Annotated in this window: 16 protein-coding genes; 7 read left to right on the top strand and 9 right to left on the bottom strand. The window is 73.1% G+C overall.

Features of this window, described 5'->3' with window-relative positions; all coding sequences use genetic code 11:
- Nucleotides 1–62 precede the first annotated feature (62 nt).
- The gene (locus tag PV343_RS01545; protein ID WP_319144903.1) at nucleotides 63–491 is read left to right on the top strand and encodes a PPOX class F420-dependent oxidoreductase; all 429 of its coding nucleotides are present in this window, start codon (nucleotides 63–65) and stop codon (nucleotides 489–491) included.
- A gap of 3 nt (nucleotides 492–494) precedes the next feature.
- Here PV343_RS01545 and PV343_RS01550 read toward each other — a convergent pair whose 3' ends face one another.
- From PV343_RS01550 to PV343_RS01570, 5 genes are all read right to left on the bottom strand, one after another.
- Nucleotides 495–1,097, bottom strand: a complete 603-nt coding sequence (locus tag PV343_RS01550; protein WP_319144904.1) for a GTP-binding protein — start codon at nucleotides 1,095–1,097, stop codon at nucleotides 495–497.
- A 196-nt stretch (nucleotides 1,098–1,293) separates the two neighbouring features.
- Nucleotides 1,294–1,707, bottom strand: coding sequence for a DUF742 domain-containing protein (locus PV343_RS01555; RefSeq protein ID WP_319144905.1), 414 nt, complete (start codon nucleotides 1,705–1,707; stop codon nucleotides 1,294–1,296).
- An 18-nt stretch (nucleotides 1,708–1,725) separates the two neighbouring features.
- Nucleotides 1,726–2,163 carry a roadblock/LC7 domain-containing protein gene (locus tag PV343_RS01560; protein ID WP_319144906.1) on the bottom strand — a complete coding sequence of 146 codons (438 nt, stop codon included), beginning with the start codon at nucleotides 2,161–2,163 and terminating at the stop codon, nucleotides 1,726–1,728.
- A complete protein-coding gene (locus tag PV343_RS01565; protein ID WP_319144907.1) occupies nucleotides 2,160–4,784 on the bottom strand; it encodes a nitrate- and nitrite sensing domain-containing protein in 2,625 nt (874 codons plus the stop codon). The genes PV343_RS01560 and PV343_RS01565 overlap by 4 nt, the downstream gene beginning before the upstream one ends.
- 46 nt (nucleotides 4,785–4,830) lie before the next feature.
- Nucleotides 4,831–5,604 carry an MHYT domain-containing protein gene (locus PV343_RS01570; protein WP_319144908.1) on the bottom strand — a complete coding sequence of 258 codons (774 nt, stop codon included), beginning with the start codon at nucleotides 5,602–5,604 and terminating at the stop codon, nucleotides 4,831–4,833.
- 153 nt (nucleotides 5,605–5,757) lie between these two features.
- Here PV343_RS01570 and PV343_RS01575 point away from each other — a divergent pair, with 153 nt between their 5' ends.
- Nucleotides 5,758–6,357 (top strand): class I SAM-dependent methyltransferase, encoded by a 600-nt coding sequence (locus PV343_RS01575; RefSeq protein WP_319144909.1) that lies wholly within the window; start codon nucleotides 5,758–5,760, stop codon nucleotides 6,355–6,357.
- A 12-nt stretch (nucleotides 6,358–6,369) separates the two neighbouring features.
- Here the strand turns inward: PV343_RS01575 and PV343_RS01580 are convergent, their stop codons facing one another.
- Nucleotides 6,370–7,125 carry an alpha/beta fold hydrolase gene (locus tag PV343_RS01580; RefSeq protein WP_319144910.1) on the bottom strand — a complete coding sequence of 252 codons (756 nt, stop codon included), beginning with the start codon at nucleotides 7,123–7,125 and terminating at the stop codon, nucleotides 6,370–6,372.
- Nucleotides 7,126–7,254: 129 nt separating this feature from the next.
- Between PV343_RS01580 and PV343_RS01585 the strand changes: the two genes are divergently transcribed.
- Nucleotides 7,255–7,788, top strand: a complete 534-nt coding sequence (locus PV343_RS01585) for a PadR family transcriptional regulator (RefSeq protein WP_319144911.1) — start codon at nucleotides 7,255–7,257, stop codon at nucleotides 7,786–7,788.
- Here PV343_RS01585 and PV343_RS01590 read toward each other — a convergent pair.
- Nucleotides 7,765–8,670, bottom strand: coding sequence for an oxygenase MpaB family protein (locus PV343_RS01590; RefSeq protein WP_319144912.1), 906 nt, complete (start codon nucleotides 8,668–8,670; stop codon nucleotides 7,765–7,767). The genes PV343_RS01585 and PV343_RS01590 overlap by 24 nt on opposite strands.
- Before the next feature lie 98 nt (nucleotides 8,671–8,768).
- Between PV343_RS01590 and PV343_RS01595 the strand changes: the two genes are divergently transcribed.
- Together PV343_RS01595 and PV343_RS01600 are read left to right on the top strand one after the other, a co-directional pair.
- Nucleotides 8,769–9,065 (top strand): hypothetical protein, encoded by a 297-nt coding sequence (locus tag PV343_RS01595; protein WP_319144913.1) that lies wholly within the window; start codon nucleotides 8,769–8,771, stop codon nucleotides 9,063–9,065.
- Nucleotides 9,066–9,201: 136 nt separating this feature from the next.
- A complete protein-coding gene (locus PV343_RS01600) occupies nucleotides 9,202–10,038 on the top strand; it encodes a hypothetical protein (protein ID WP_319144914.1) in 837 nt (278 codons plus the stop codon).
- A gap of 96 nt (nucleotides 10,039–10,134) precedes the next feature.
- On the opposite strand, the gene PV343_RS01605 is transcribed toward PV343_RS01600, so the two are convergent.
- Nucleotides 10,135–10,317, bottom strand: a complete 183-nt coding sequence (locus PV343_RS01605) for a hypothetical protein (protein ID WP_043477738.1) — start codon at nucleotides 10,315–10,317, stop codon at nucleotides 10,135–10,137.
- Nucleotides 10,318–10,631: 314 nt separating this feature from the next.
- Here PV343_RS01605 and PV343_RS01610 point away from each other — a divergent pair, with 314 nt between their 5' ends.
- Nucleotides 10,632–11,972 (top strand): esterase-like activity of phytase family protein, encoded by a 1,341-nt coding sequence (locus PV343_RS01610; protein WP_319144915.1) that lies wholly within the window; start codon nucleotides 10,632–10,634, stop codon nucleotides 11,970–11,972.
- An 808-nt stretch (nucleotides 11,973–12,780) separates the two neighbouring features.
- On the opposite strand, the gene xylA is transcribed toward PV343_RS01610, so the two are convergent.
- Nucleotides 12,781–13,947 (bottom strand): xylose isomerase, encoded by a 1,167-nt coding sequence (xylA, locus tag PV343_RS01615; RefSeq protein ID WP_319144916.1) that lies wholly within the window; start codon nucleotides 13,945–13,947, stop codon nucleotides 12,781–12,783.
- Nucleotides 13,948–14,137: 190 nt separating this feature from the next.
- On the opposite strand from xylA, the gene xylB reads away from it, so the two are divergent.
- Nucleotides 14,138–15,583 (top strand): xylulokinase, encoded by a 1,446-nt coding sequence (gene xylB, locus PV343_RS01620; protein ID WP_319144917.1) that lies wholly within the window; start codon nucleotides 14,138–14,140, stop codon nucleotides 15,581–15,583.
- The last annotated feature ends 4 nt before the right edge of the window (nucleotides 15,584–15,587 follow it).

The following is a 15,587-nucleotide window of genomic DNA, read 5'->3' on the forward strand; positions in this document are numbered from 1 at the left end:
GGCTGGAGGATCTGTGCGCCAGCCTTCCCCACGACCGGCGTCCGGGCAAGCAGGATGGGCGTATGGCACAGAAGATGACCGATGAGGAATGGCGGGCGTTCGTCTCGAACGGCACGCGAACCGGCAAGCTGTCCACCGTCAGTGCCGATGGGAGCCCGCATGTGGCCCCGATCTGGTTCCTGCTGGACGGGGACGAACTGGTCTTCAACACCGGGAAGGAGACGGTGAAAGGGCGCAATCTCGCCCGTGACGGGCGTGTCGCCCTGTGCGTCGACGACGACCGGCCGCCGTTCCACTTCGTGGTCCTGACCGGGCAGGCCCGGCTGTCCGAGGAACTGGACGAGGTGCGTCTGTGGGCCACCCGGATCGCCGCGCGGTACATGGGCGAGGAGCGCGCGGAGGAGTACGGCGCCCGTAACGGCGTGCCGGGTGAACTGCTGGTACGGGTCGCCGTGGACAAGGTGGTGGCGGTCAGGGACCTGGCCGCCTGAGGGTCATCCCACGGAGTCGAGGAGCCGGGCGGTGTGCATCCGCCCGGCGTACTCGACGAGGCTGATCAGCACCTCCTTGCCCGAGTCCCGGTCGCGCGCGTCGCAGAGGACCACCGGGGTGCCCTGGTCCAGGTCGAGGGCCCGGGAGACGTCGCGGGCGCCGTATCCGCGCGCTCCGGCGAAGCAGTTGACGGCCACCACGAAGGGGATGCGCCGGTGCTCGAAGTAGTCGACGGCCGGGAAGCAGTCCTCCAGTCGGCGGGTGTCGGCGAGGACGACGGCACCGAGGGCGCCCTGGGAGAGTTCGTCCCACAGGAACCAGAAACGGTCCTGGCCCGGTGTGCCGAAGAGGTAGAGGGAGAGGCCGGAGCGGATGGTGATGCGCCCGAAGTCCATGGCGACGGTCGTGGTGACCTTCTGGTCCACGCCGTCGGTGTCGTCCACCAACTGCCCTGCCTCGCTCAGCAGTTCCTCCGTGCGCAGCGGGCGGATCTCGCTGACGGCCCCGACGAGGGTCGTCTTGCCGACTCCGAATCCGCCGGCGACCAGTATCTTCAGGGCCAGGGCGGAGATGTCGCCGGCGGTGTCGGGGTGCTCGGAGACCATGATCACTTCTCTCGGATGGCAGCTTCGGTCGGTGTCGAGGTGCGCGGAACGAGAAGTCAGCATCATGGCAACTCCGGCGCCTCTCCGGGGGACTGGAGCGAAATACGCCTGATGTGACCGGCTCGCGCACGGTTGGTTACGGAACGCGCACGGAACGGAGTACGTCGCGGCGCCTGCCGGGTGGAGGAACGTTCGTTTACAGCGCCCGCAGTCCTTCGATCACCTCGCGCAGGATGCGCTCGTCGGGCAGGTGGGCCGGGGGCACCGGGCGGCTGATCGTGACGCGGCCCAGTTCCAGGAGGTCGCCGAGGAGCACCCTGACCACGCCCACCGGGAGGTCGGCGTCGGCGGCGAGTTCGGCGACCGACTGGGTCTCACTGCGGCACAGTTCGATCAGGGCCAGGTGCTCCGGGCCGAGCGCCGTGTCGTCGTCGGCCACGGGTGCCGCGGGGTCGAGGGTGACGAGGGCGATCAGGTCGAAGCGGACGCCGGTGGGGCCGGGCTGGGTGCGGCCGCCGGTCATCGCGTAGGGACGGACCAGGGGCCCGGCCTCGCCGTCGTACCACTGGCTGCCCTGCTCGTGCGGGCCGCCGGTCGGGTTCTCGGTCATGGATGCCGCCCTTCCGGCTCATCCGGCGGCGTGCGGCCGGGCGGAGAGGCGCGGTGCGGTGCGCAGGTGCTCGCCCACCCGCTTGACCAGGCGTGCCATCTCGTAGGCGACCAGGCCGATGTCCGCCGTGACCGCGGTGAGCACGGCGAGGCAGGAGCCCTCGCCGGCCGCGGCGACGAACAGGAAGGCGTCGTCCATCTCGACCATGGTCTGGCGCACGCCGCCGGCCCCGAAGTGCCGTCCGGCGCCCTTGGCGAGGCTGTTGAAGCCGGAGGCCACGGCGGCCAGGTGTTCCGCGTCCTCCCGGGTGAGGCCGGTGGAGGCGCCGACGGCCAGGCCGTCGTTGGAGAGCACGACGGCGTGCCGTACCTCGCTCACCCGCATCACCAGGTCGTCCAGCAGCCAGTCGAGTTCGCCGGACCGCTGGGCGGCTCTTGTGTTCGGGTCCTGGATCATGCCGGGTCTCCTTCGGTGGTGTCACGGCCCGATCGGGGTGCGCGGGCGGCACCGCGGCCGGGTCGCCCGCCACCACCTCGGGTCCAGCCGGCGCGGTAGGCCGTCATGCGGTCCCGCACGAGTTCGGGGGTGCGCGCGTCGTCGCCGTGCGTTTCGGGCTCCGGTTCCGGCGTTTCGGGGTGCCGGCGGCGGAGCTGGGGCGCAAGGCTCGCCTGCCGTACGCGGCGCGGAAGGTTTTCGGAGGATTCGGAGTCGTCGGTCGCGCGGTGCAGCCTCAAGGTGGCGACTCCGGGGGGTGGTTCGGATGCGGGGTCCGGTGACTCGGGTGCGGTCGGCGGGGGCCGGTGCGACGACGGCGCGGGTTCGGGCGCGGACCGGCGAGGCTCGTGGGCGGGCGGCGGAGGGGCCGGAGCGGTGGCGGCGAGGGCGGGTCGGCCGTCCTGGGCGGTGACGGCGCTGGGCGGCGGGGCGTCGGGCACGCGCGCGTGGGCGTGCGGCTGCTCCACCCCGGCCGGCGTCTCCTCGTGGCGGGGACGGCCTTGCTGACCGGCACGCTCCGCGGAGCCGGTGTGGAGCAGGGCGGTGGGCAGCAGCACGACGGCGGTGGTGCCGCCGTAGGGCGAGGTGCGCAGCAGCACCTTGATGTCGTGCCGGGAGGCGAGGCGGCTGACCACGAAGAGTCCGAGGCGGTCGCTGTCGAACAGGTCCAGTGCCTCGGACTGCTCGATGCGCCGGTTGGCGTCCGCGAGGGTGTCGGCGCCCATACCGAGGCCCCGGTCCTCGACCTCGAGGACGTAGCCGTTGCCGACGGGTTCGCCGGTGACGCGCACGCGCGTGTGGGGCGGGGAGAACTGGGCGGCGTTCTCGACGAGTTCGGCGAGCAGGTGGGTGAGGTCGGCCACCGCGGTGCCGTTGACGAACGCCTCGGGGAGCTGACGGACCTCCACGCGCGCGTAGTCCTCGATCTCGGAGACGGCCGCGCGGACCACGTTCGTCAACGACACGGGCATGCGCCACGCCCGGCCGGGTGCGGCTCCGGAGAGGATGATCAGGCTCTCGGCGTGGCGCCGCATCCGGGTGGTGAGGTGGTCGAGGCGGAACAGGTCGCTCAGTTCGTCCGGGTCGTCGGAGCGTCGCTCCATGCTGTCCAGGAGGCTGAGCTGGCGGTGCACCAGCACCTGGCTGCGCCGGGCCAGGTTGACGAAGACCCCGGAGATGCCGCTGGCGAGTTCGGCGCGTTCCACGGCCGCGAGCAGTGCGGCTCGGTGCACGGTGGTCAGGGCTTCGGCGACCTGCCCGGCCTCGTCCTCGGCGGGCGGTCCCGCGGGTGTCTCGGCCCGGATGTCGATCTCCTCTCCGGCGCGCAGTCTCCGCATGGCCTCGGGGAGTTTGCGGCGCGCGATCTCCAAGGCGTCGTTGCGCAGGCTCACCAGCTCGACCACGAGGGCACGGCCGATGCGGACGGAGATGACGAGGGAGGCGGCGACGGCGGCCAGGCCTAACAGCACGGCGGCGCCCGCCGGGCTGAGCAGGCCGCGTGCGAAGGGGTCGGCGCGACCGGCGACGGCGCGACCGGTGTCCGTGGCGATGGTGCGCATGCCGTTCTGCACGCGCGCGTGGGCGCTGTTCCAGGCGCCCTCGGGTGTCGTGTCGACGCCCTTCGCGCCGGGACCGGCGGCGAGGACCCTGTCCTCGGTGGCGGCGAGCGACGTGTAGGCGTGGCCGCCGGTCAGCTCGCGCCAGGCGGTGCGCTGGGGGCGGGGCAGGTCGGCGACGGCCGCGTCGGTGAGGGTGCGGCGGGTGGCGACGGCCGCACCGAACAGCCGCAGCCGTTCGCCCTGCAGGGCGGCGGCAGGCCGGACGCTGCCGAGGACGGCGTCCTCCTGGGCGAGCGCTTCGGCGGCGCGTGAGAACTCGAGCAGCACGCGCGCGTCCGCGCCCACGTCGGCCTGCTGGACGCCGGTGAGGGCGCCGTCCACGGTGAAGGCCGTGGCGATGGTCGTCGTGTACCGGGCGTACACCTCGTTCCAGCGCACGGTGTGGTCGTGTACGGCGGTGCGCACCGCGCGCAGGCCCTCGGCACCGCTGACGAACACCTCCAGGCGGGCGGCGACCCCGGCGGGCAGTTCCCGGCTGTCGGCGACCGTGCTGTCGTCGCCGAGCCGCAGCCTGGCCACGGCGCGGTCGGTGCGGGCGGCGAGGCCTTCGAGGTCGTCGCCACCGTTCCCGTCGGCGCCGGAGCCGGCCGCGTGGCGCACGGCGGCGGCCCGTTCGGCCTGAAGGGCGGTGACGGCGGCGGCCACCGGTGCCCTCAGCTCATCCTCGACCTGCTGGGACTGGCGCAGCCGGGCGACGCTCTGGGCGGTGCTGACCGTGGCGTACGCCCACAGGGCGAGCAGTGAGACGACGGGCACCATCAGCAGGCAGACGACCTTGGCCCGCACCGTGCGGGGGCGCATGTGCCGGCGGCCCGCGCGTGGGGAAGGGACGGCGGGCGGTGCCTCGCCGGTGTGGCCGGCGCTCTCGTCGGCCGGTGGTCCGGCGTGCGCCCGACGGCCGCGAGGGGCGGGTGGGGGCTGCGCCGAGGCGCCGGTTTCGGGGGTGCTACGGGGTGGGCGCATGGCCTCCTCGCTCGGTCGTGGGTCGGGAGTGCGGGGCCGGGGCCCGTCAGCCGGCGGTGCTCTGGACGGGCCGCTGCGCGGAGGCGGAGGCCTCGCGTTCGCCGGCGGTGGGCGAGAGGGCGACGAAGGCGCAGGTGAGGAAGAGGAAGGACCCGAGGCCGACGGCGAGGGGGAAGATGAACTGCATCGCCGTGGCCCCGGGCAGGACTTCCCCGGACGGGGTGACGCGCACCTTCACCGCGAACATCCCGGTGTAGTGCATGCTGCTGACGGCCGCGCCCATGACCAGCGAGGCGAGGGTGACCGCGAGGGGGGATTTGATGTTGAGGCCCGCCCACAGGGCCACGGTGGCCGCCACGACGGCGATCAGCACCGAGAGACCGACGAACACGGGGTCGTAGGTCACGTCGCCGTGGAGCCGTACCGCGGCCATGCCCAGGTAGTGCATGCTGGCGACGCCGAGCCCGGTGGTGAGCCCGCCGAGCAGCAGGGCCCGGTTGCGGTCCCTGCTGTGCCCCACGACGAAGACGCCGACGGAGACGACGACCATGGCGACGACGAGGCTGAGGATGGTCAGCGGCACGTTGTAGCGGATGTCGGTGCCGCTGACGCGGAAGCCGAGCATGGCCACGAAGTGCATGGTCCAGATGCCCGTCCCGATCGCGGAGGCGGCGGTGAGGAGCCAGTTGCGGCGCGAGCGGCCGGTGGTGGCGAGGGCCCGCACGGTGCAGCGCAGCCCCAGGGCGGCGCCTATGCAGGCCATGACGTAAGACAGCACGGGGGTCAGCCAGCCGAAGGCTGCGTGGTCCAGGTGTCCCATGGCCCCGGGACGCTATCCGGGGCAGGGGCGCACGAAGGGGGCGCATTTCGAAAGGTGTTGCAATCTGACCCGGAGAGGCGAGGGAACGATCGCCTCGCGCTCGAACGTGCGCGCAGGAGTGTCCCTCATGTCGGTGAGGAATCATTGCCGAGCATGAGCGAGGATCACACACACGTCCGGGAGTTCTTCTCCGCCCGCGCGGCCGACTGGGACGACAGGTTTCCCGACGACGGCCCGGCCTACGCCGCCGCCGTCGCCGACCTGAATCTGCGTCCGGGTGACCGGGTGCTCGACGCGGGATGCGGCACCGGCCGGGCCCTGCCACCGCTGCGCGCCGCCGTGGGCCCCTCCGGGGTGGTGGCCGGGGCCGATCTGACTCCGGCGATGCTCGAGGCGGCCACGCGGGCGGGCAGGCACCGGGACGGAGGACTGCTGCTCGCCGACGTCGCGGCGCTGCCGCTGCGGTCGGGGTCCCTGGACGCCGTGTTCGCGGCAGGCCTGATCGCACATCTGCCGCGGCCCGCGGAGAACCTGCGGGAGCTGGCGCGTGTGGTGCGGCCGGGCGGCACGCTCGCGCTGTTCCACCCCATCGGCCGGGCGGCCCTCGCGGCGCGCCAGGGCCGGCGGATCACCCCCGACGACCTCCGCGCCGAGGGCAATCTCGCCCCGCTCCTGGCCCGCTCCGGGTGGCGCATGACCTCGTACGTCGACGAGGACGCGCGCTTCCTCGCGCTGGCCGTGCGCGAGGACTGAGCGCCGCGAGGGTCAGTCCCGTCCCGCCACGGCCGCCGCGAAGACGTCGGGGTTGTCGAACATGATGTTGTGACCCGCGCACGGAACCGTCATCACGCGGACTCCGGCGGCCTCCAGCGCCGGCCTGCCCGGGAGCTCGCCGCTGTGCTCGCCCTGAAGGTAGACCCGGTCGATCGACAGGCCCTCCAGGATCGAGCGCATCACGGGCTCGGAGCCGCGCCGCAGCCCGACAGCGCTGCGGTGCAGCGCGCGGGGGTCGGCCAGCCGCATGGTGGCCGCCCACAGCGGGCCGACGGCCTCCAGCACGCGCGCGTGGTGCTCGTCCACGAACGCGTCCTCTTCGTAGGCGGCGATTCCGCTGCTGCCGGCGGTCGGGGGTGGAGAGGCGTCCAGGTTGGCCTCGGCGAGGACCAGCCGGGAGACGAGTTCGGGCCGCCGGTGGGCGAGCACGACGGCGACGGCGCCTCCCATGCTGTGCGCGATCAGTTCGGCGCCGACGACGCCGGCCCGGTCCAGGGCGGCGGCCACGGCGTCGGCGTTCTCCTCCAGCGAGTAACCGAAGTCGGCCGGCCGGTCGCTGATGCCGTGACCGGGCAGGTCGACGAACAGGCTTCTTGTGCCCGCGAGTTCGGGCCGTGCCGCGATGTGCGCGTGGTAAACGGAAGAGACCGAGCCGAGCCCGTGCAGGTACACACGCGCCGGCTCGTCGCCGGGCACCTCCGTCCAGCGGATCGCGCTCCCCTTGCTGTCGAATGCGGCCTGCTGCACCGTGCCCCTCCCTGATGACTACGTCTGCGTCGCGTGCGGCAACAATACATCGGCACCGATGTATTGCGATATCGAAATACCGTCCCGCCGTGGTACAGCGGTCATACGGCCGTGCGAGAGAATGCGCTCATGCTGGAACTCGCCATCCTCGGCTTCCTCCACGACGCTCCACTGCACGGCTACGTCCTGCGCCGGCACATCGCCGCACTCACCGGCCACGTACGTCCCGTCGCCGAGAGCACGCTGTACCCGGCGATCAAGCGGCTGGAGAAGGCGGGACTGCTGGCCCGGGCCACCGAACCCGGCGCCGTGGCCGCGCCCCGGCACGTCCTGACCCTGACCGAGGAGGGCAGGCAGGACCTGCAGCGCCGTCTCGCCGATCCCGGACAGCGCGAGATCACCGACGAGAACCAGTGGTTCACGCTGCTCGCGTTCCTGCGGCACCTGGAGGACCCCGCGGCCCAGGCGGCCGTGCTGCGGCGCCGGCTGGCCTTCCTTCAGGAGCCGGCGAGCTTCTTCTACGACGGCGACCGGCCGCTGGCGGCCGAGGACCTGGACGACCCGTTCCGGCGCGGGGTGCTCACCATCGCGCGTGCCACGAGCCGGGCCGAACTCGCCTGGCTCCGCGACACCCTGGCCTCACTCGAGGGCGTCGGCGGCTGAGGTGTCCAGGTGCCGCACCGGGCAACCCCCCACACCGGGGACAGGACGGGTGCCCAGGTCGGCCGGCCGGTAGCCGTTCGGGTAGCCCCTGACCTCCCGGTTCTGGCGGGCGAAGTGCGGGGTGCGGCGCGGTGGCAGCAGCCGGACCAGGCGGCCCCGCGCGCGCACCGCGCGGCGCACCAGCGCGGAGGTGGCCGGGCCGGGCGGTTCGTACCGGAAGGCGCGCAGCAGCGGCTCGTCGAGCAGAGCGAGCGTGCCCGTGCGCAGCAGAGGTGCCAGAGGGCTCGGGTACCAGGACGCCATCAGGTCGAGCGTGGCGTCGGAGACCCGCCGGGACTGCTCGTCCCAGGCGAAGTTCGCCTGCTCGTAGGTGTCGAGAAGTTCCTCGAACTCCTCGTAGGTCGCGGGGATGCCGGGGATGCCCATGTGCCGGCCGAGGGTGCGGTAGTACTCGGTGGCGGCGACGATCTCGTGCCGGGACAGCCGTCGCCAGCCGTAGGCGTCGATCCAGCGCCTGGGCATCACGACGAAGGTGGAGAGCACGTACCGCATGTCGTCGTCACTGATGTCGTAGCTGCGGTGCATCCGGTTGATGCGGCGGATCGCGGTACGGCCCTCCTCGGCGGCGAAGCCGTGCTCCACGACGGCGTCGAGGAGCAGCACGGTGTCGTCGTACCGCTTCTGCGTGCGCTCGGTCAGCTCGGCCGTCCGCGCGAGCAGCCGGCCGATGGCGGGGACGGCGTAGGTGCGGTACAGCGCCAGTTCGAGGGCCCGCGCGTAGTCCCAGGGGAATTCGAGCGCCACGCTGAGGCGGTAGATCTCCACGGCGTCCGCCACCGGGTCCAGTCGGCGGATCAGCTCCAGCCGCTCGAAACGCTTCACCCTGCCGTCCCTCTTCTGCCGCCGAAGTCGCAACCTTACGTTGAAGGACAGCAGACGGACGATCGCCGGCGACCCCGTACAGGGGAAAGGTGGGGCACGTGTTCGACGCGATACGCAAGTACACCGCCAGATTCCGTTCTTCCGCGCCCACCGAGGTTCCCGGGACCCGGGGCCGGCGTGCACACAACTTGTTCGAAGCCGCGGCCGTCTACGTGGCGGCCCGCGCGGAGGACGACCAGGACCGCAGCGACGAGGCGACGACCTGGGTGTCGCCCGAGGCACTGTCCTTCGGAGTGAGTGAGCTGGCGTGCCGTGCGGTCGTCACGCTCGCCCGGCAGCGAGGTCAGTCACCCCGGACGGTGGCCCGGGATCTCATGGGGCTGCCGCCGGCCTGAGACAGCCTTCGTCTCCGACGGGCATTTCGCCCCCGTCCAGGTGGAAACCTGCAGGTCCGCGTGGTGTGCGTAGTCGTGACAAGCACCTTTCGCTCGCACTAGGGTGCGCCGACGGACGAAACACTGGGAGGCAGGGATGGCCGGAACGGACGAAGAGGCCGTCACCGCCACCGACGAGGCGCTGTATGTGCTCACGGCGGTGCTGTTGACGCCGGCGCAGTTTCCGAGCGTGCTGGGCGACGACTACCCGGAGGCCTGTGCGGCGCTGGGCCTCGCGCCGCGCGCCGACGGGTACGGCCTGGTGCTCGGTCAGGACGGTGACGGCGCCCGCTGGACGGTCGTCATCGACGACGTCTCGCTGGTCGCCGTCGCGATCGCGTCGTGGGACTGCGGCATGGAGTACGAGCTGTCACCGGACGAGCGCAGTGTCGTGGTCGCCCTGCCGGGCTGGCCGCTGGCCGTGGCGGTCGCGGCTCCCGGAATACCCGCGCCGCACGACCCCGCCCCCGACGTCGCGGACGGGCCCGCCCTGGCTCCCCCGGACACCGGCACCTGGGGACCGGCGCAGCGGCGCCTGGGCGCCGACGAGATCGCCCTGCAGTGGGCCGTGTGGCGGGACCAGATCGGCGACGACTACCTCCCGTCGGCCGACCGGCCGGCGCCGACCGCCGCGGCCGACGACGAGGAGACCGCCCCGAAGCCCGGTCACCAGGGCGTCCGGCGCGTACTGGCGGAGGCACGCGCCTACGTGGACTCACCGCCGCCGCTCGGCCGCGTGCGCTCGTCGTTCGCCCCGGGCGACGCCCGCACGCTGCGCGCCGACGGGCCGGGGTGGTCGATGGTGGCCCGCACCGACGACATCGCGTTCGTCCTGCTCGACGAGGAGCCCGGAGAGGTGCTGCCGGTCGGCCGGGGCCCAGAACTTCCCGGTCTCCTGGAGGCGCTCGACAAGATGGCCGTACGGCCCAGCTGACGCCGCGGCGACCGCGTCGTAGGCGTCACCGCGGCGCCCAGAGGCCCGGCGCCGCCCGCAGGCCCGGTGAACGGACCGGGCCTCGCCGGCCGGCCCTCAGCGGCCGAGTTCCTTGCGTGTGACCCTGCGGAGCCTGCGCCGCTGCGAGGGGTCCAGCGTCAGGTACGCGGCGGCGGGCACGCCGACCACGATGAGGAACGCCACCCACCAGGGCAGCCATATCAGCAGGAGAAGACCGACCGCCACGCCTCCTGCGGCGATCTTCGCGTTCTTCGACATCAGCGTCGCCTCCTTCGCGGCCACTGCCGCTTCCTGATCTGAGAACGGTCCCGCGCTCCCGGCGGTTCCGGGCCCCGACCCTGAGTCGTCCCTGAGACGCGCCCCTTAGTGGTCCAGGTCACAGCGTAGGCCCTCCCGGTGAGTCACGGGCGGGTCGCGGCCGACCATCTCCGCCTGACGGGTCCAGCGCTCCGAGGACCCGAGGCACGAGCCGACGATCGGTGGACGCCGCCTGTTCATTCTCGGGTCGCACACCGTTCCTGCCGAGGCCCAAATCTGTCCGCAGTCAGCGAACTTGTCTTCAGGAGGCCCTGATGTCCCCGCACGCCACCGGCCGGCGCCGCGCCCACCGATCCGTCGCCATGGGCCTGCCCGTGGCCCTGGCCGCCGCTCTCCTGGCCGCGGGAACGGCCACGGCCGCGCCGTCCGGGGACGCCCGTGTCATCCGTACGGCGACGCTCGGGAGGATCCCGCTCGGCGCGTTCAGCAACGCGCTCCTGCCCGGCAGCGTGGCCGACGACCACGGCGTGGATCTCGGCGGCATCGGCAGCGACATCTTCCCGGCGGGCCGCAAGGGCGAGTACTGGACGGTGACCGACCGCGGTCCCAACGGCCAGATCAAGGTGGACGGCACCAAGCGCCGGACGTTCCCGGTGCCGGGGTTCGCCCCGGCGATCGTGAAGATCCGGGTCGCCGGGGACACGGTCGAGGTGCTCGACGCCCTTCCGCTCACCACGTCCTCGGGTAAGGCCGTCACCGGGCTGCCGAACCAGAAGGGCCGCGACGAGGCCCCGTACACCTACGACGCCAGGACCCCTCTGTCCTACGACCCGGACGGTCTCGACACCGAGGGCATCGTGCAGGCCCGGGACAAGAGCTTCTGGCTCGTCGACGAGTACGGCCCCTCACTCGTCCACGTGTCTCCGCGCGGGAAGGTGCTCACCCGCTACGTGCCCGAGGGGCTGAAGCTCACAGGTGCCGACTACCCGGTGGTGGAGGCCCTGCCGTCGGTCCTGCTGCACCGCAAGACCAACCGTGGCTTCGAGGGGCTGGCACAGCTCCCCGGGGGCGACCTGGTGATGGCGCTGCAGAGCCCGCTCTCCCTGCCCGACACCGCGGCCGGGGAGGCGTCCCGGACGACCCGGCTGCTGCGCTTCTCGCCGCGCAAGGGGGCCGTCATCGCCGAGTACGCCTACCGCTTCGACCCGGTCGGCGTCGTCGACCCCGGGGAGGACGACACCTCCGAGCTGAAGATCTCCTCGGTGGTGGCCGTCGGCGGCGACCGCCTGCTGGTGGAGGAGCGCACCGACAGGTCGGCCCGGCTGCAGCTGGTCCGGCTGGGACACAAGGCCGACATCCTGGGCGGTTCCTGGGACGACGACACCACGTCCCCCTCGCTGGAGCAGCTGGACGACCCGGCCGCCGCGGGCGTCCCGGTCCTGGCCAAGCGGCTCGTGGTGGACCTGGGCGAGGTGAGCGGTGTGCCGGGGAAGATCGAGGGCGTCGCGCGCGTGGACCACGACACGCTCGCCCTGATCAACGACAACGACTTCGGCATGACGGACGGCGCGGGCGCGTTCGACGCACAGGGCCGGCTGGTCGACAGCGGCATCGAGACGACCGTGACCTACGTCCGGCTGCCCAAGGGCTTGTAGGCCCAAGAGGCGGTCGGGGCACTGAAGGCCCCTTCGGGGCGGCGGGGCACAGGCCGCTGCCCCGCCGCGGCCGGGGCCGGGGTCGTGGCCGGGACCGGGGTCGTGGCCGGGACCGGGCTCAGGGGAGTTCTCCCGACAACGACGGCCCCAAGCTCCGCAGATCGCTCGGGAGGCTACTGGGGAGTCCTGAGGGCAGCTCGCTCGGGAACACCGACGGAAGCCCGCTCGGCAACCGGGACGGCAGGCGCGTCGGCAGCCGGCTCGGCAGCTCCGCGGGGAGGCTGAAAGAGGGCCGGGCGGAGCGGCTGCCGTTCGTGCCGTTCCCGCCCGGCCCCTTCTGGTCCTGCGCGCCACGGTCTGTGGAGGTCATCAGCACGACCGCGAGTACGGCGGCGGCCGCCACCGGGACGGCCAGTACGGCGAGCAGCCGGCCACGACCGGGCCGCCCGGGCTCCCGAGGCGGCGACCGGCGCGGCTCACCCCACGCGGGCGGCCCATGTCCGTCGTGGGACGGGCCGAAGCCGTCAGGTGGCGGGCCGAAGCCGTCGGGCGGAGGCGGAGCGCCACCGTGCGGCGGTCCGGGCGGCACGGGAGGTACGGGCGGCTGGGACATGGCGTCCAGCGTCGCCGCCTCCCGGTCACGCGGCTACCCGCGCGCGGAAGCTGATACCGGCTCACACCGTGGACCGCACGGTCCCCCGGTCCCGCGCGACAGCGGCGGGAACGACGGTCGCCGGATGGGGCGTACGCCCCCGCGGCGGCCACGCGCGCGGGTGGCTCACATGGAAGCCCCCGCGCGCGTACGCGTTCAGCCGCGTGCGCCCAGCAGGTGGTCCATCGCCAGCTGGTCGAGGTGTTCGAAGGCCATACCGCGCGCGGCGGCGGCCTCCACGTCGAAGTCCTCGAAGGCCGTACGGTCGCCCAGCAGGGCCTGCAGGCCGTCCGCCGCCGTCGGCTGCGCCAGCTCGTCCAGACGCGACGCGCGCAGCGCGTCCTGAACCTCCGGGTCGGCACGGAAGGCGGCCGCGCGCTCCTTCAGGATCAGGTAGTTGCGCATGCAGCCGGCCGCCGAAGCCCACACGCCGTCCAGGTCCTCGGTCCGCGGCGGCTTGAAGTCGAAGTGGCGGGGCCCGTCGTAGCCGGCGCTCTCCAGGAGGTCGACGAGCCAGAAGGCCGCCCGCAGGTCGCCCGCGCCGAACCGCAGGTCCTGGTCGTACTTGATACCGGACTGCCCGTTGAGGTCGATGTGGAAGAGCTTGCCCGCCCACAGGGCCTGCGCGATGCCGTGCGGGAAGTTCAGCCCGGCCATCTGCTCGTGGCCGACCTCCGGGTTGACGCCGTAGAGCTCCGGGCGCTCCAGGCGCTCGATGAAGGCCAGGGCGTGGCCGACGGTGGGCAGCAGGATGTCGCCGCGCGGCTCGTTCGGCTTCGGCTCGATGGCGAAGCGGATGTCGTAGCCCTGCGAGGTGACGTACTCGCCGAGAAGGTCGAAGGCCTCCTTCATCCGGTCGAGGGCGGCGCGTACGTCCTTGGCGGCACCGGACTCGGCGCCCTCACGGCCGCCCCAGGCGACGTAGGTGCGCGCACCCAGTTCGACGGCGAGGTCGATGTTGCGGATGGTCTTGCGCAGCGCGTAGCGGCGGACGTCCCGGTCGTTGGCGGTGAACGCGCCGTCCTTGAAGACGGGGTGCGTGAAGAGGTTCGTGGTGGCCATCGGGACACGCATGCCGGTCGCGTCCAGGGCCTGGCGGAACCGCTTGACGTGCGATTCGCGCTCGGTGTCCGAGGAGCCGAAGGGGATCAGGTCGTCGTCGTGGAAGGTGACCCCGTGGGCGCCGAGCTCGGCCAGTCGCCGCACCGACTCGACCGGGTCGAGGGCGCGGCGGGTGGCGTCGCCGAACGGGTCCCTTCCCTGCCAGCCGACGGTCCACAGGCCGAAGGTGAACCTGTCGTCAGGGGTGGGCTGGTAGCTCATGCCGCGGCTCCTTGCTGGGTGGGACTATTCGTCATGGCCGTTTACAAATTAATATGCGGAGGCTCCTCTGGGAAGAGACAGGGTGTCCTCGACGCCATGGTTTCGCCGACAATCGTCGGCAGAGGGGGAAGGAAGACGTCCTGGCCGGCTCAGCTCACGCCCCGCTGGGCCGCGGAAGAGGGAGAGCCCGATGTCAGCAGCCGAGGGTCCGCTCGTCGTCGGCGTGGACACGTCCACCCAGTCCACCAAGGCACTGGTCGTCGACGCGGCCACCGGGGAGATCGTGGCGAGCGGCCAGGCGCCGCACACCGTTTCCTCGGGAGCCGGCCGGGAGAGCGATCCCCGCCAGTGGTGGGACGCCCTGTGCGAGGCGCTGCACCGGTGTGGCGAGGCCGCGCACGAGGCGGCCGCGGTGTCGATCGGCGGACAGCAGCACGGCCTGGTCACCCTGGACAAACGCGGCGAACCCGTCCGTCCCGCGTTGTTGTGGAACGACGTCCGCTCCGCGCCGCAGGCCCGCCGGCTGGTCGAGGAGCTGGGCGGGCCGAAGGCCTGGGCGGAACGGACCGGCAGCGTGCCCGGGGCCTCGTTCACGGTCACGAAGTGGGCCTGGCTGGCCGAGCACGAGCCGGACGCGGTCAGCGCCACGAAGGCGGTGCGGCTCCCCCACGACTACCTCACCGAGCGCCTGACCGGGCACGGCACCACCGACCGCGGCGACGCCTCGGGCACCGGCTGGTGGGCGTCCGGGACGGAGGCGTACGACGCCGAGACACTGGCCCACGTGGGCCTCGACCCCGCGCTGCTCCCCCGCGTGGTGCGGCCGGGCGAGGTGGCCGGCACCGTGCGCGACAACCACGACCTGCCGTTCTCCAAGGGCACCCTGGTGGCACCCGGAACCGGCGACAACGCGGCCGCCGCGCTGGGCCTCGGCCTGCGGCCCGGCACCCCCGTGCTGAGCCTCGGCACGTCGGGCACCGTGTACGCCGTCTCCCGGCACCGCCCCGCCGACCCCACGGGCACGGTGGCCGGGTTCGCCGACGCGCACGGCGACTGGCTGCCGCTGGCCTGCACCCTGAACTGCACGCTGGCCGTCGACCGCGTCGCGGCGCTGCTGGGCCGGGATCGTGAGGCCGTCGAGCCGGGCACCACCGTGACCCTGCTGCCCTACCTGGACGGCGAGCGGACCCCGAACCTGCCGAACGCCTCCGGCCTGCTGCACGGGCTCAGGCACGACACGACCCCGGGCCAGTTGCTGCAGGCGGCCTACGACGGGGCGGTGCACGCGCTGCTCGGCGCACTCGACCTGGTGCTCGACGAGGACGCGGACCGCACCACCCCGCTCCTGCTGATCGGCGGTGGCGCCCGGGGCGCCGCCTGGCAGCAGACGGTACGGCGGCTGTCGGGGCGCCCGGTCCAGGTCCCGGAGGCCGGGGAACTGGTCGCCCTCGGGGCCGCGGCTCAGGCCGCGGGCCTGCTGACCGGCGAGGACCCGGCCGCGGTCGCCCGCCGCTGGAACACCGCCGCGGGCCCGGTGCTGGAGGCCGTGGAGCGGGACGACGCGACGCTGGCCCGGATCAGCGGGGTACTCTCCGACGCGGCCCCCCTGCTGGAGCGGGGGACGCACACGCGCTGAGCCG

The sequence above is a fragment of the Streptomyces sp. WI03-4A genome (assembly GCF_033792105.1).
In the GTDB taxonomy this organism is placed as follows: Bacteria; Actinomycetota; Actinomycetes; order Streptomycetales; family Streptomycetaceae; genus Streptomyces; species Streptomyces collinus_A.

Bases quoted from the DNA above. Each gene is read 5' to 3' on its own strand.
- xylA (WP_319144916.1), bottom strand. From the start codon at position 13,947: ATGAGCTACCAGCCCACCCCTGACGACAGGTTCACCTTCGGCCTGTGG.
- PV343_RS01570 (WP_319144908.1), bottom strand. From the start codon at position 5,604: ATGGGACACCTGGACCACGCAGCCTTCGGCTGGCTGACCCCCGTGCTG.
- PV343_RS01575 (WP_319144909.1), top strand. From the start codon at position 5,758: ATGAGCGAGGATCACACACACGTCCGGGAGTTCTTCTCCGCCCGCGCG.
- PV343_RS01555 (WP_319144905.1), bottom strand. From the start codon at position 1,707: ATGACCGAGAACCCGACCGGCGGCCCGCACGAGCAGGGCAGCCAGTGG.
- PV343_RS01565 (WP_319144907.1), bottom strand. From the start codon at position 4,784: ATGCGCCCACCCCGTAGCACCCCCGAAACCGGCGCCTCGGCGCAGCCC.
- PV343_RS01545 (WP_319144903.1), top strand. From the start codon at position 63: ATGGCACAGAAGATGACCGATGAGGAATGGCGGGCGTTCGTCTCGAAC.
- PV343_RS01585 (WP_319144911.1), top strand. From the start codon at position 7,255: ATGCTGGAACTCGCCATCCTCGGCTTCCTCCACGACGCTCCACTGCAC.
- PV343_RS01550 (WP_319144904.1), bottom strand. From the start codon at position 1,097: ATGGTCTCCGAGCACCCCGACACCGCCGGCGACATCTCCGCCCTGGCC.
- xylB (WP_319144917.1), top strand. From the start codon at position 14,138: ATGTCAGCAGCCGAGGGTCCGCTCGTCGTCGGCGTGGACACGTCCACC.
- PV343_RS01605 (WP_043477738.1), bottom strand. From the start codon at position 10,317: ATGTCGAAGAACGCGAAGATCGCCGCAGGAGGCGTGGCGGTCGGTCTT.
- PV343_RS01610 (WP_319144915.1), top strand. From the start codon at position 10,632: ATGTCCCCGCACGCCACCGGCCGGCGCCGCGCCCACCGATCCGTCGCC.
- PV343_RS01600 (WP_319144914.1), top strand. From the start codon at position 9,202: ATGGCCGGAACGGACGAAGAGGCCGTCACCGCCACCGACGAGGCGCTG.
- PV343_RS01560 (WP_319144906.1), bottom strand. From the start codon at position 2,163: ATGATCCAGGACCCGAACACAAGAGCCGCCCAGCGGTCCGGCGAACTC.